This window comes from Halovivax gelatinilyticus (genome assembly GCF_024300625.1).
Classification (GTDB): Archaea; Halobacteriota; Halobacteria; order Halobacteriales; family Natrialbaceae; genus Halovivax; species Halovivax gelatinilyticus.
The window spans coordinates 32,425-47,273 of record NZ_CP101322.1 but is presented as its reverse complement, the minus strand read 5'-3'; the positions used below and the strand labels follow the sequence as shown (position 1 = coordinate 47,273).

5 protein-coding genes and 1 pseudogene are annotated in these 14,849 nt (G+C 55.1%); 2 read left to right on the top strand and 4 right to left on the bottom strand.

All coding sequences use genetic code 11. The features are described from left to right. Positions 1-119 precede the first annotated feature (119 nt). Positions 120-584: a phospholipase D-like domain-containing protein gene (locus NKH31_RS00135; RefSeq protein WP_254863106.1), complete on the bottom strand. Its 465-nt coding sequence runs from the start codon at positions 582-584 to the stop codon at positions 120-122. Further along, complete coding sequence (locus tag NKH31_RS00130; RefSeq protein WP_254863105.1) at positions 556-4,743, bottom strand: DEAD/DEAH box helicase; 4,188 nt, start codon at positions 4,741-4,743, stop codon at positions 556-558. The genes NKH31_RS00135 and NKH31_RS00130 overlap by 29 nt, the downstream gene beginning before the upstream one ends. A 131-nt stretch (positions 4,744-4,874) precedes the next feature. Here NKH31_RS00130 and NKH31_RS00125 point away from each other — a divergent pair. After that, positions 4,875-5,547, top strand: a pseudogene (locus NKH31_RS00125) (DDE-type integrase/transposase/recombinase). 26 nt (positions 5,548-5,573) lie between these two features. Here the strand turns inward: NKH31_RS00125 and NKH31_RS00120 are convergent. Both NKH31_RS00120 and NKH31_RS00115 read right to left on the bottom strand, forming a co-directional pair. After that, positions 5,574-5,954 carry a phospholipase D-like domain-containing protein gene (locus NKH31_RS00120; RefSeq protein ID WP_254863104.1) on the bottom strand — a complete coding sequence of 127 codons (381 nt, stop codon included), beginning with the start codon at positions 5,952-5,954 and terminating at the stop codon, positions 5,574-5,576. 31 nt (positions 5,955-5,985) lie between these two features. Beyond that, complete coding sequence (locus NKH31_RS00115) at positions 5,986-9,993, bottom strand: DEAD/DEAH box helicase (protein WP_254863103.1); 4,008 nt, start codon at positions 9,991-9,993, stop codon at positions 5,986-5,988. 1,737 nt (positions 9,994-11,730) lie between these two features. On the opposite strand from NKH31_RS00115, the gene NKH31_RS00110 reads away from it, so the two are divergent. Continuing rightward, on the top strand, positions 11,731-14,802 hold the full coding sequence (locus tag NKH31_RS00110; protein ID WP_254863101.1) for an AAA domain-containing protein: 3,072 nt from the start codon (positions 11,731-11,733) through the stop codon (positions 14,800-14,802). The last annotated feature ends 47 nt before the right edge of the window (positions 14,803-14,849 follow it).

Sequence of the window (14,849 nt, the reverse complement as noted above, 5' to 3'; positions counted from 1 at the left end):
TTTCAACATCCCGTCTCAAATACTTTCCAATGAATTCGATACATTAGTAGAAATCATTCATTTTAATGAAATGGGTTCTTAACAGTGTTCTTTTGTTCAAGCACTTCTAAACGGGAAGCTTAGGACTCGCCAAGTTCGAGCCCGATTCGTTCCCGCAAGAAGTCGTTTGCGTCCTCGTATTCGTTTTCTCGAAGATCACATAATTCGACGTTGACATTCAGACCGTGGTAGGTCACGTTGGCTGAACCCTGATAGAGAATTTGGTCCGTGACAATAGCTTTCGCATGAAGGTTATCTACAGTCTCGATCGTCGCATGGCTACTAACTTTAGGGAGGAGGGCTTGTGCCCGTAACCGGTTGTGGGCATTATTAGCAGGGTCAACGACGAATGTCACGTTAACGTCGAACTGGTTCACCGCTTGAGAGAGCAGTAACTCTCGGTCGTCAATTTGGTCCGTCTCTGGGACCTTGACCTTGATATCGCTCACCCAGGGTGAGACGATGACTATCCGGGTCGCGTTGAGAAACGCCGATCCGAGATATCGGGCGATTTGGTCAGAGCGTATGGAAAACGTTTGTACCATCAATATTCACTCCAGGAATTGCCTCGCGGTCCAGTACTTCGTCCCCCCAGTCGTCGCTGTCGGTCTTTGTTACGACGTGCTCGTGAAGCCGCTCGAGGACGAGATAGCTGAGGACATTCCCCTGGTCCATGACGATGCTATATGCGAGATGTAAGTTTTCAACACAGTCGTCTACGTCGGGTTCGACGATGAGATTCCGGAGGTTCTCCGCTTGAACGCTGTCTGGTGTTTCGTCTTCGAGGTCCTCGACTGGGTCGTGGATCCCAACCTCGAACTGATATCGGGCCGCAGCGTGGCGAATTTCGTAGGCTTCCTCCAGCGTTGTATCAGTGACATCAGCGAATTCGTCCAGTTGGTCGACCGTATTCTGGACCATTTGCATCACGTCATTGACCACGGACTCGGTCGGTACGACCACTCGCTGACGGACGAATTCTTCGACGGTCGCCCAGTCCCCGGCACGAACGGCGACGACAAACTCATTGTCGGCCCAGAGCGAGCCGTTGATCAACTGCGGATTCGACGCGACCCGGTTAATAGTTCGCAGCATCTTCTCGTGCTCGAGACGATTACGTACGTCGTCAAAGAGATCAACGATACCTTGTCCCCCTTCAGCATGCTCGAACACTGCCACTTGATTCGCATCTGGAGAGACGGCGTAGAGCATCTGTGCCTGGTTGACCCCACTGACGTCCGCAACGACCTCTACGAGGAAGTGAGCAGCCGTAAAATGGATGGTATCTTCGATGTCGGCCCCTGGATTGTGGCTTTCAAAATTTTCTACGAATTCCTCATCCTCGAGGAGTTCGTCAACGAAATCCCCGATATCCCAGATGACGCCTCGGGAGTGAAGCGAAAAACCAAGCGGTTGCTCGAACTCCAGCAGTAATTCGCGCTGCGCGTCTCGTTCGGTGCGGAAGGGAGGACTCTCTGCAGAAGGGTCGCCTACGAGCGTTGCCGGCGTGATTGTCAGTGTTACTGCGTCGAGACTCACGTCAGCATCGATATACGATACACTGATTTGGTCAGTGGGTCTCTCTTCGGGTTCGAACGCCGTGCCGATATGCGGCTCTGAGTGGAGCTGACCGTAGTCCATGGTATCCTCTCCGTGTGGTCCGTGGTCCCACCGATTGCGGCCAACGTAGAGGGATTCATTGCAGTACCAAACAATCGCGCGTGCCTGGTCGCCGGACTGATCCTCGACTTGTTTCACGGGCAGGGTATTCGGCGTGACCAAGTCTTCTCCTGGCTCCGTGCTCAATCCGGAGATGTCGAAGTAGTAGTCGGCGTCGGCGTCGACTGGGGCTTCCTCTACCTGCGGATTGAACATTTGGAGTGACTGGTCAGAAAGGTACTTCGACATATACGGCGCGTACTCGAAGAAGAGTTTGGTTAGCGACGCATCCAACTGTTCTTCGTCGTCGTCATTTTGTTCAAATCGAATGACATACAGTGCATCTATAGAATCTTCCTCACCAGGGGCCCCTGCCTGATCTTCAGGCACTACCGAGAACGTCTCGCCGGCTTCACCGAAATACGATGTCGGCACAAAGTGAGGGGGTTCAAGTTCTCCACGTGTTGATTCGAGGTTCACTGCCCGGTCGTAGAAGTACACTGCTCGTAAGAGAGCTTTAAACGCTCGCACCATCAGGTGCCCATACACCTGATTATCACTGAAACGCTGATTCACGAAGCAATAGTACTCCTGTAGTGCCCGTTTGACGTAGTACGCGCGCCGCCATCTCTGGCGTTTATCCTGGAGTTGTTCATCACGTCGAATTCCGCGAGCCTCCTGGATTGCGCTGTTTGCGTCTTCAAGACGTAGATGATAGGGGAATGACTCGTGAACGCCCGTAAAATCAGATGCCACCGAGCTTAGTTGGTTTCGGACATTGTTGAAGAGCTCATCTAAGTCATCGTATCGGTCTCGTCTGTCTTGACCCCCGTCATCTAGAATAGTTTCGGCCTCAGATAGTTGATTTGAAATTGCATCGACAGCGCCCCTGGCGGCAGTATTTTGCGGTTCAGCTTGGTTAATTGTGTTCCTAACTTCCTGGATGGTCATCCGGATACCTATCTCCATCTGGTCGTCTAGATCATCGAGCCTTCCCGTCTGGAGTGTGAACCGTGTGACCGGTTCGTCAAGGAGGGTCGCGATATCGGTCAGGAGTGCATCGTCTTGGACCGCCTGTAGCACTGTGCTGTAGACAGCATCGATCGTCTCGAGGTCGTTCAACGACCCTGATATCGGGAGCCGCTGTTCGAGAAGACTAGTGAGTTCTGTACCGGGCTCCTCGATAAACTGGCCGAAAGCTTGGAACGACTCTTCATCCGACCGACGGAGAAAGTACTCGAGGAATTTTTCTTGTTGCTGAGTCGACCCACCGGTGGTCACTGCACTCCTAATCCGATAGACAGTTTGAAAAGCCTTGTAGAGCTGACTGTGAATCCAGGTCAGAATCTCATTGTCAGTATTGAGTGGTGTAGTAATCTCCGGATCTAGGAAGCTCCCTGCACGGTGGAAGAGACTTCTGTCAGCGGCTTCGTCACCGAGTGTGATTAAGAAGTGAGCATCGTTCCCTTCCTTACGGGATGCGCGTCCGATGCGCTGAACGAACTGGGACATCTCCCAGGGCGCTCGGTATTGGCTGATGACCTTGATGGCAGGAATATCGATACCAACCTCGAGAAGCGACGTGCTTAAAATGAGATCCGTCTCTCCGAACTCCTCGGCTCGAAGACGGAGATCGGCCGACGTTTGCTGAATGTTGAAATCATTCTCGATAAACTCGTGTCCAGGTGTCGTCTGGGCCGGGAGAGCAGTCTGATATGGAGTCTCTTGTGCGATTTGACGCCAGTCATCTGGCGCTTTATCGTGATACTGCCAGCGGTTTTCCCGTTCGAAATCTCGAATCTGGAAATAGCGCTGGTTTACCTGGCTTACACTGTCAATGAACGCCAGTGCCTTTTTGCGATCTCGTCCGTCGCTCTCCTGAAGCAGAGCGTGGGAAAATAGGAGAATCTGCTGAATGAACGTGGAACTTGTTGCGACATCTTCGTTAGATGCGACGAAGTGGAAGTGCTCGGTGTCATCCGATTCACGTTTATCTTCTGGGCTAGTTTCGACGACGGCTATGTTCTCTCGGTTGATGTCGAAGAGGTCAGAGCCAAATTGCTTGGGTCGGTCGATGGTCGCACTTGACCCGATAAAGAGCATGCCCGCTTCGTCTCCAACGCGCTCTTCGATCGACCGTTTCGTATTCCTGATGACGTTCGCAGCGTGAGCCCCGTATGTTCCGCGATATAGATGAACTTCATCGAAAATAATCGTTCGAAACTCATCAATGATGTCGTAGTTCGGCTTGAGAGCGAAGTTCTCCAGTGAGTTTATCGTCGTGAGTAGGATGTCGGGAACGTCGTTACGGACGGCGTCTCTCGAGAGTTTAATTGTTCGCTCGCTGAACGTCGGTCCTCGGGACGCATCGAGGGTGTACGTCTCGTTATTACGGTCGTAGTTGAAGTTGAACGGAACGGGTTCGTCTCCACCCGTCCATTGTGCTATTGTGAACTCCCCTTGGTTGATCAGAGGACTCCGGAAGATATCGCCGTTCGATGGACGGACATCGCCATTGTAGATCCCAATTGAGATATCGGCATTGTGGCGGCGGTTCATTTTGTGGATGGTGACGAGGAACCGCTCTAACTGATCCTCGAGGAGTGCATTTCGAGGATAGACGATCGCGACTTTACCGAATCCCTTACCGTTGTTCATTGCATGGTCGTGAAAAACCGGTCCGGCGAATCCCTCTGTTTTACCGAAGCCGGTCGGAGCAGAAAGAATTGCGCCCCTTGAGTTGTTTTCACGAACTCTCGTATCCTGCATTTCATGGAGTAAGCTCCAACACTGCTCCTGGAACGGGATCAGCCCTTCAAATCCGAGGACATCGTTGAGAATTTCTTGGATATATGGGTCATCACCTGCGTAGGGTTGATAATCAGGACGCTGGACAGGACGCTGGTGATACTTGAGTGCATCAGTGACGGTATCTGCATCTGCATCACCGCTCCATAGCTGCCGATTGAAAACTATCCCCTCAAGGAGAGTCTGGACAGAATCATCAAACCGGTCAAAATCTGTGTGCTTGTCAGCATATTCCATATCGGATGGTTTACCTGCCACCCTTATAGCATTAACCAGATCTAATAAATAGGAGTTTCAGGTCCTTATCGTGCTGGGGCTCTGGCTAGATGAGAGTTTGAGGGACGAGAAGCTGGTGGCGAGAAGTACTCATGCAACTCATCGACCTGTTCAGAGAGCTTCGGCGTCGATTGTGATGAGGGTTGAGAGAACGAGCGCACCCCGACGCCCGTCAGGGTAATCGAGATACGCCCCCATTCGATGGGATTGACGGTTCCGGAGGTGTCTCAGTGCTCGAATTACTCGGCACTGACCGCTCTTACGGAACAATCTGGAACTGGAAGCACACACTGTCGGAGGCACAGAGTGACCCGCCAACTGCGGAGCCGGCGCGGGTCGCAGTCGACGAGAAACAGATCGAGGTCGATGGCGAGAAGAAGTGGCTGTACGCCGCGATCGATACCGAACCTAAGCTTTGTTCGGAATCTACGCCTTCGGCCGCCGGGAGACTGACCCGGCGGCGGCTTTCCTCCACCGGCTGACGGAGAAACGCGAAATCGTCGAGACAGCGTTTCTCGACGATGCTGGCGACTATGTGATTGCCCTCGCTCGCCACGAATTGAGCGGTCAGCTCGACTACAGTGACCGACATCACGTCGAAGAGTGGTTTTAGACAGTCTCGAATCGGATTGACCGAATTCACACCTTCTGGCGGGGCAGTCAAGTCCACGCCGCTGGCGCAGGCGCTTCTGACACCACTATAATCATGATCGGCCGAATCAGGCACTCGGTGGCCGAACGCCAGCTGAGGAGGTGATAACCTAGACAGAGTCCCAAAAGTAAATTATCAACTAAATATCCAGCTCCGCTTCGATGTACGACTGCACGTCAGCGAACTCGTTTTCAACCACCTTGCAGAGTTCCAGATTGGTGAGTAACCCACCACGTGTAATATTTGCCGAACCAACGTACACGTACGCATCTGTGATGACTGCCTTCGCGTGAATGTCGGGAACGGTGGTGACGGTAACGTTCTCGAGACCCGCCAGTCGAGAGAGCGCGTACTCGTTGGCAGATTCGTCAGGACGGACGTACACATCGACCTGAGTATCGAGATTGCGGATAGCCGCTGCCAACTTCGTGCTGCGATCATCGACTCCCGGTGCGAGCGGGAGCCGAACGTCGACGTCACTGAGCCACGGTGTGCAAATGGCGATGTGATCGTCGTACACTAGGGCGTGGCCGAGCAGGTACCGGAGGGCACTAGAGGGTAAGGAAAATACTCGTGCCATCGTACTCACCTCCCGGCAGGACTTCGCGATCGAACAGCTCGTCGGCCATCTCGTCGTGAGGAACCCGCTGAATTAGCTCCTCTCGGAGCTCCTCGAGTAGCACGTAGCTGAGCGTGTCGGACTGATCGTGGCCCGAAATGCACTCCGACAGTTGGAGGTTCTCGACGCAGCCGTCGATGTTTGGCGAGAAAAAGAGCGTCTCAACCCTGTCGTGACCGTCGAAATCGGGCAGAACGTCGGTAACGGCCTCTTCAGGGTACGTCGACTCCCCATCGATTCGCGCCGATGAAACGACGTTTTTGATCTGGAACGCTCGCCGCAGGGAAATCGCTTCCTCTTGTGCAAGCTGTTGTGCCCGGTCGACCGTTGATTGAACCTCTTCGACGACCTGATCGACGACGTGATCGAACATCGGGACCTCGTCGGCGCTCCGAACAGCATCCTCGATGGCAGTCTGATCGGGATTAACGGGTGGGAGGTCATCGACGAACGATACGTCGGCCCAGAGACGTTCACAGATGACCTGCGGGTCGTAGGTGATTCGGGTGACCGATTCCAGCGCGGTTCCGGGATCCTCGCGTAGGTCGTCGAAAACTAGGTCGACGAGTCCCTGTCCACCCTGCGATCGTTCGAAGACGTACACGACCTCTTCATCCATATCGATTCCGTAGAACAACGACCGCGGGGTAACGCCCGCCACGTCCGCTACCAGTTGGATGAAAAAGTGCGCGGCCGTGTGTGCCCCCATCTCCCGGAGCCCGACCTCGGACCGGTCCTTGTATCGGTCGAGTCGGGTAACAATCTCGGGGTCGTCAATCCGGTTGAGGAAACGGGATATGTCGAAAGTGAGCCCACGGGTATCGAGGCCGAACCCGAGGGTTCTGTCCGGCGACTCGATCTCCCGCTTGATACGGTCTTCGCCGGTGAAGATATACTCATCACTGGAACGGATGTACGTCGCCGGCGTAATTTCGAGCGAGACGCCGACGAGCTTTACCTCACCGGACATGTCTGAGAGGGTAACGAGACCGCGCGACTCCGTATTCTCACCTATGTTGACCGACGTCTCGACCGACGGACTCGCGTGTATCTTCCCGAGGGCACGATCATTGTGTCGGAGACAACTGCCGTGATCAAGAATTTGCAGGCACTGGGGGCAGTACCGGACGATGTTCAATGCCTTCGATCCGCTGAGATCGGTTACGGTATCGAGTCTGATCGAGTCGGGGATGATGAGGTCGTCACGTCGCTCTCCAGAGACGTCGTTGAATGTGAACTTCACCGAGTCGTCGTAGATAATCGTCTCCGGAATAAACGCCTGCAGTTCCCCTGCATCTTGTTTATACTCACTACGGAAGGGCGTGTACGAGTGGACGATTTTATCTATTGATTGATCGCTTCCCTCCACGTCGTCATCTCCGTGGAACACGGTGAAGTACTGTCCAGCGTCGTCGAAATAGTTCTCGGGAACGAACCATACCTCGTCAGCGAGGGAGTCGCCGGCCGTTTGGAGGAATCGATCGTAGTAGTATCCGCCCCGGAGGAGATGCTTGACGTAATAGAGACTGAGGTAGTTGCTCGGAATCGCCTGGTAGTCATATAGCTCTTCGAGCGTTTGCTTGAGATAGTACAGCCGCTTTCTTTCGAGAACGAGCTCCGCGACTCGGTCGTCGTCCAACGCGTCCGCAATGCGCTCGATGGATGATTCGAGTTCACCGATATCTAAGGTCAACGGGGACAGCGTGATATCGGCGCTGTTTGCGGCGTTGGTAACTCGAAGCACGTTCCCTTTCACCGTGTACAGAATCGGGAGCACGTTGCGGAATCTGTCAATTTCCACGTTCAGCCCCGGTGCCGGTTCAGCGATGGTTTCACGAGCCTCTTCGAGCTCCGATTCTAATCCGTCGAGGACCGAACGGTCGACGAACTCCTCGTTCATCTCCCGGCACTCGGCAACCAGCTTCCGCCGTTCCTTGATGTAGCCTAAAATGTCTGTTCTGACGCTCTCGACCATCTCGCGTTCGGTATCCCCCGTCCCTTCCTCTCCCGCCACACCTAGCTCGTCGAGTTTCTCCTCGAGTTCTTCGTCGCGCTCTTCGAGAGCCGCCAGGACTTCCATTATCGGTTCTTGGCCGACGAGGGGGTCAAACGAACCAGTGATACCGAGTGTACGAAAGAGGACGCTTTCCGGGTCGTCGATCAGGTCGTAGTATTCTGCCCAGCCGAGTTCGTCGACCAGGTACTCCTCGTGGAACTCCTCTTTCTCTCGCTTGTTGGAGAAGTGGCGTCTCTCGCGAACTCGCGTCGAACCCTCGTAGAATTCTCGATAGCGGTCGTGAATCCACTCGATGACCTCGTTGTCGGGCTTTAGCGGCGTTCGAATTTCGGAACCGAGGAACCGATCCGCTCGGTAAAACATGTTGGAGTCACTCGTAAGGTCCGAGAGGAAGACGAAGATGAACGAGTCAGTTCCGGGTTCGCGCGCGGCCCGCCCGACACGCTGGACGAATGATGAAAGGTTCCACGGCGTCCGGTATTGCGTCACGATGGAGATGTCACCAACGTCGATCCCAACTTCGAGGAAGTTCGTCGACAGGAGAACATCGCTCCGGATGACGGAGGCATCAAATCCGGCGTCTGAGTAGACGGACGAGAACTCCAACGACCCCTCGACGAATTCTCTGTCCATCCCTTCAGCGACGTCGCGCCAGTCGCCGGGCTCGTCGATGTCCACGTGATGGCGCCACAGTTCCCGTTGCTCATCTGCGTCCTGTAGCTGTGTTCGCTTCTGATTCACCTGACTGATGCTGTCGATGAACGACAACAGTTTTCCTCTAGGACCGTCCTGCTGTTGCAACATCGCGTGTCCGAGCAGGAGGATTTGCTGGATAAACATCGAGGAGACTCCTGGCCCGTCCTCGGTTGCCTTAAGGAAGAAGTAGTGTTCGTGGTCATCGTGGTCGGTCTCGAAGTCTTCATCTGGTGGGGCCACCGCCTCGATTCTACCATCAGGAATCGGGAAGATTTTCGCGGCGAATTGCTCGGCGTCGTCGACAGTCGCGCTGGCACCGAGCCATAACATCGACTGGTCGGTGATGGATTCGATGTTATCGACGACGTTGGCAGCGTGTGCTCCGCGGATGCCCGTATAAAGATGAATCTCGTCGAAGACGATGGCATCGATCTCGTCGATGAGGTCGTAATTTGGTTTCAACCCGAACAGTTCCAACGACTCGAGCGTCGTCAACACGATTTCAGGGCCGTTCGACCGGCGGATGTCCTCGCGGTTCAACACTACTTCCTCCTCGGTGAAGGAATGGCTGTCGTCGTGTTCGCAAACCAACTCGTAGTGTGCGCTCCCACCGTCGTATTGGAACGAATGTGGGTCGTGGGGCTCGCCACACCAGCAGTTGGCGAGTCTAAAGCGCTTGTTCGGCCCCGTTCCTTCAAACAGTGCCTTCTCCGACGCGACGTCATCCAATTCGTAGGCGGTGTCTCCCGACCAGACGCCGACCGATATCTGGTCTTCGCTCGTCGTTTTGATCGTATGCAGATGTTCGAGCACCCGACCGAGCTGGTCCTGGAGGAGCGCCTTGCTCGGATAGACCAGCGCGACACGCTCCAGATCATCTTCACGCAGCAGTTGATAGAGCGGTCCGAGGAACGCCTCAGTCTTGCCGAAGCCGGTAGGGGCTGAGAAGATTGCTCCCTGTGAGTCCCCGCCACATCGTTGCTGGTTCAGGTCTCTCACCAATTCCCAGCTGGTCTGCTGGAACTTGAGCGGCTCAAATCCAAAGATATCGATGATATCCGCGATGAACGGATCTGACCCACCGTAGTCACCGGGGTTCCGTCGCTTTTGTGGTTTGCGAGTGTACTTGAGAGCCGTGGTGACCTGGGGTGGGTTCTCGGTCTCGGGGCCGAATATCTGTGTGTTCTCTAGGAGCCCCCGGACGAGCGGTTCCACGTCCCGTTTCACACGAGACCGGTTAGAGTTGCGATCGAAATACTTCATTCAAGTCGTTACTCCATCTGCTCCCGTAATTCAATTCAATCTTGCGGGGGAACGTCCATGACTATAAAAACATCCAATCTAATATATAATAATTTAAACTAATGTATTCGCTCAGGCATGGTCCGTGATAGTGAATTGGTGTCGCTCCGGTCGAAACATTAGTAATGTATCCGTTACGTTAGTAGGATGATAGGCCCATATGGGGTATCAAGAAGATCAACACTAGGCTACCAAAATATCTGGTTGCTCGTCGTAGTGTAGATAACGTGTAACATTCCAAAGCGCTGACGCCGCCGATTCGTCGATACTGGTGTCAAGCAATCAAGTTGGCACAAATCTTCCACGATTATGACCGTACCACCGCAATGCAGTTCCGAACCCCGGCCGTCAGTTCACCCCAGCATCATAGCGAAGTACTTCAGTCTCAAGCAATGCCCAATGTACCTCTTCCAAGAATATGGTGAGAGCATCCCGGAGTCTATCGACGACGTTCGGGTAAGTCCACTGCTTGCCGAGACTGGCGTGCGATTCGAAATCGGTCAGATACGGTTGCTACAGGGTACGGAGTGTTTCGTGGTCGGACCGGCAGATCACGACCTACATTTCGATGCCATGTGGGCCGGAGAAGCTCAGGGTGACCACGTTCGGGATCTCGTTGACAGCGTTCTCGCTGGGGTACAGGACTCGCCGATTGTTGGCTATCAGCCAACCTTCGAGGGGTCGATAGAGGCGTGGCCCGTACGCGGTGAGGCTGATGGTCTATTAGTATCACCAACCACTATCGATGGGAGATCCGGGGTCGAGGTGCGTGTCCTCGAGATGAAGTCGTCGACGGAATCGAAAACCCACCATCAAATTCAAGCCGCGATGTACGCGCTTTTGCTCCGCAAGCTCCTCGGTGATCGGAACGTGGAGGTGACTGCGAGTATCGTAACACGAGGGAACAGCTTCGGGCCGGTGGTAGCAGAAGGATTGAATTTCGATATACTCGCAGATTTCGAGCTGGAAAGCCGGATAAACGACGTTCGACTGTTGTTAGAGCGAAGTGGTACGCTTGATCGCGTACTTCTCGACCAGAACGGGCGACCGGCAAGCAACGGAGACACCCAACCTCCGAGGTACCGCATCGATGAGCGCTGTGATAGCTGCCCGAAACAGGCCAAGTGTGTCGCCCGCTCGGCGACGACTGGAGATTTGTCCCTGCTCGGTTTCTCCGAGGGCGTGCAGGAAGGTCTCCAAGAGTTCGGTATCGAGAGGATTAACGACCTCGTCGACCTCTATGATCTTCCCACCGGCCGATGGGCCAGACATCCAATTAGACGGTCACTCCCGGAAGCGAGTAACCCCGATCTCGTCGCTGAAATCCAGTCATCGACCGAGCTCTCACGCCTGTACGAGCGCGTACAGATCGCCCACCGATTCCGCCGTGAGATCGATCCGAAATTCGAACGGTGGTGGCAGGCGAACGCCGAGGGCGTCGGTCCGTGGCAAGAGTACCTGATCGGATCCGGTCGGAATCTTCCGGACGACTCTCCACCCGACAGTTTCTCTCTCGAGTACCCTCGCGAATCAATCGTTCGTGTGTACCCGTATATCCAACACGACCACGTCCGGAACCGCCTGTGTATTCTCGGGGCGAAGGTCGATTGCAGCCGGAACGACGGCGACGGGGAGTTCGTTCTCGCGATCACCGACGCGCTTGTGCGAGACCCGGACGCAAAAGACGAAGTTGAAAAAGAGCTGCTCGCTGAATTCATCGATAAGTTGGAAGCGGCGATTGGTAGAGTTCGCCCCGACCTCTCGAATGAAGGACTCCGTTCAGAAGAGGGACTGTTCCACATGTACCCGTACAGCGAGCGACAGCGCGAATGGCTTGTCGATGCGACGAGGCGCCACGAAGGAGACCCCGTCGCGGATGCGGTTCGTACCCTGCTTGGGTACCGGCAAGATATCGACCAAGAGATTGTCAGCGTCCTTCGCGAGGAGTTCCGTGCGCGACACGCCTTTCGATATCCCGGGCTGGGGCTGTTCCAGACGGTCGCACAGTTCTACGACATTTCGAAGGAGCGAGATTTTGGCTGGGAGGACGTCCGAGACGAAACAGAGACGCCGCTGAAGCGCGTGTTCGATCTCGGGTTCTTCGAGGTAGCACTTCCAATCGAGGAGTTCGCGGACAGGGTTTTTCCGAACTCCGATAACGGTCTCGTTGTACCGCCGGATCGATTCCATGGGCACTATCCGGTTATCGAACGTCACCGCGATACGATGCCGCTGGAGTATCTCTACGCGGCCGAAGAGTTCGACGTACTCGATGAGGACTGGGCCAGCGACGAGGCTGCAGTCGCGGAAATTGTGCGATATCGCCACCACGAGGGAGATGATTCACCGCGTGTCTGCCTCTCAGACATCGAAGATCTTATCCACACCATCTGTAACGCTTTCGAGTACATCGAGCGGTGTATTCGGTACAAGAACGCCGGCGTTACCAAGGAACCAATTAATCTGGAATCGTTGACGGCAAACTCCCTGGGGGAGTCGGCCCTTCAGCGAACACTTGTCGAGTATCAACAACTCGAACATGGTTCAAAGCGACGCGCCTTGGAGTATCGGTACAGGCAGCCGCTGGCTGAACGGGTAGCTGCTGGGCAAACTATTCCGTTCGAGGTGACGAACCCGCCGGAAAACAGGGAGAATTTCGAGAAGAAAAACACCGTCGAAGGAGAAATCCTCCGAAGGTTGGGTGACGGCCAGCCCGGGATGACCGCGACCACGACGCTCCGTCGGGAGTCCGGCAACTGGGTCGTGTTGACGCCGCTAGTAGAAGACGACGATGGCCGACTCATCGAAAAACCGGATGACCCGACGAAGTACGCAAATGGAGTTCTCGGTCGGTTGGGCCATATCAATACTGATCGGGGCCAGGTGAAGATTTCCTTCCCGACGGACAGTAACCGACGAGCGGTGCCGAATATGACGAACCACGTCGGTTGGACGAGCGATCCCGACGATGAACGGCAGCTGATTGCCGAGGGAATGACGTTCGCCGTGAACGAGGCCCTTGATGACTACTCCGCTTACCGTGCTCGTGAAGCGATCGATAACGCGAATGAGAACGTTCTTCACAACGAACTACTCGACGTCTATGCGGAGGAAAATCCGACTGCCCTCCAGTTTGATGAGCCGTTTCGAAACCCGGATGCAGTGGAAGGATTCCTGAGGCAATTCGATGCGGCGATGCCGTACGAATCCAACTGCGCTCAGCGGGAGTTCGTCCGGCAGCTCAACCACTCGGTCGGTACCGTCCAGGGGCCGCCAGGAACTGGCAAGACGGCCTACGCATCTACACCAGCCATCCTCTCACGAGTAGCCACGACGCCGGACGACGAGCCTTTCATCGGAGTTGTCAGCGCCCACTCTAATACCGCGGTCGACGAAGTGGCGAGAGCGGTCGGCGACGCGACAATGCGACTCGCGGCTTCGGGGGCAGGGAGGGACGTTACGCTCATACGGGTGCGCGCATCTAGTGCAGGATTGACCGATCTCCCGGATAACGTTCACGACCTCCAATACTACGAGGATAGCGAGGAACTCGAAGAATTGCTAGCCGAACCACTCTCCGATGGGTGCGAAAAGGTCGTGGTGTTTGCGACGCCGGTTACCTTGCGGAACATGGTCAACACGGTTGCCGGCCAGATCAGCGCCGACTCGAATGTCTCCGATCTGTTGAAGTCCGGCGAGGCTGCAATCTTCGACTATGCGCTCGTCGACGAGGCGAGCATGATGGATCTGCCGCTGTTGTTCCTAGTCGGAGCGTTTCTGCGAGAAGGTAGCCAGATTCAGCTGGTCGGCGATCATCGACAGATGCAACCCATCCACTCACACGATTGGGAGTCCGAAGATCGTGCGACCATCGAGGAGCACACACCGGCTGTGTCGGCGCTCGACTTCATTCGATTCCTGCGTGGTGAGACCAACCGCGACCTCGCAACGGTCGAACGCAAACCGCCCGAGTGGGACGATCCGGACCAAGTGATTCCGATGGAGCGGCTAACTATCACATATCGACTGCCACCGGCGATGGCCGAGTTCGAGACCGACCTGTTCTACTACCGGGACGGAATCGAGCTGACTTCCCACGCGGAGGCCAGACGAATCCCGGATGTCCGGACCTCGGCGATGCCCGCGTGGCTCCGGGAAGCACTCGACCCCGAACCAAGAGTGACGCTGCTCCTCCACGACGATCAACGTTTCACAAAAGACAGCCCGGTTGAGGCCTATCTTGCCAAGAAGTTGCTTTCGACATTGCCCGTTGTAGCGGCCGATCCGGGGGAAAGGCAGTGTTCCGCCGGCGTCGTCGTTCCATTCCGACTCATGCGACGGCGCATCTCCGATCAGGAAATCGGCGTTCCGGTGGACACCGTGGAGCGATACCAGGGGGACGAAAAAGACGTAATGGTTCTCGCGATGACCGCAGGAAATCAAGGATATGTAAACGGTCTCGCGGAGTTTCTATTGGATGCGAACCGGTTCAACGTCGGCGCGAGCCGAATGAAACGGAAGCTGTTCATCGTCGCGTCGAAGTCGATCTTCCGCGCCGTCGCTCCAGACGTTGACGAATACGAAGATCAGAAAGCGTGGAAGCAACTGTACAGGCGTCTCGGTGTCGCCGACAGACCCAATCCGCCCACAGCGACCCTGACCAAGTCACAAATTGGGGAACTCGACCCCGGTGAAGAGGTCACCGTGGAGGTGTATACAGGATTTCGGGATTAATACGCACCAATAGCACGACCGAACTGACCAACCTAACGACCTAACGA

Excerpts from the sequence above, each read along its gene's own strand:
- NKH31_RS00130 (WP_254863105.1), bottom strand. The coding sequence starts at position 4,743 with ATGGAATATGCTGACAAGCACACAGATTTTGACCGGTTTGATGATTCT.
- NKH31_RS00135 (WP_254863106.1), bottom strand. The coding sequence starts at position 584 with ATGGTACAAACGTTTTCCATACGCTCTGACCAAATCGCCCGATATCTC.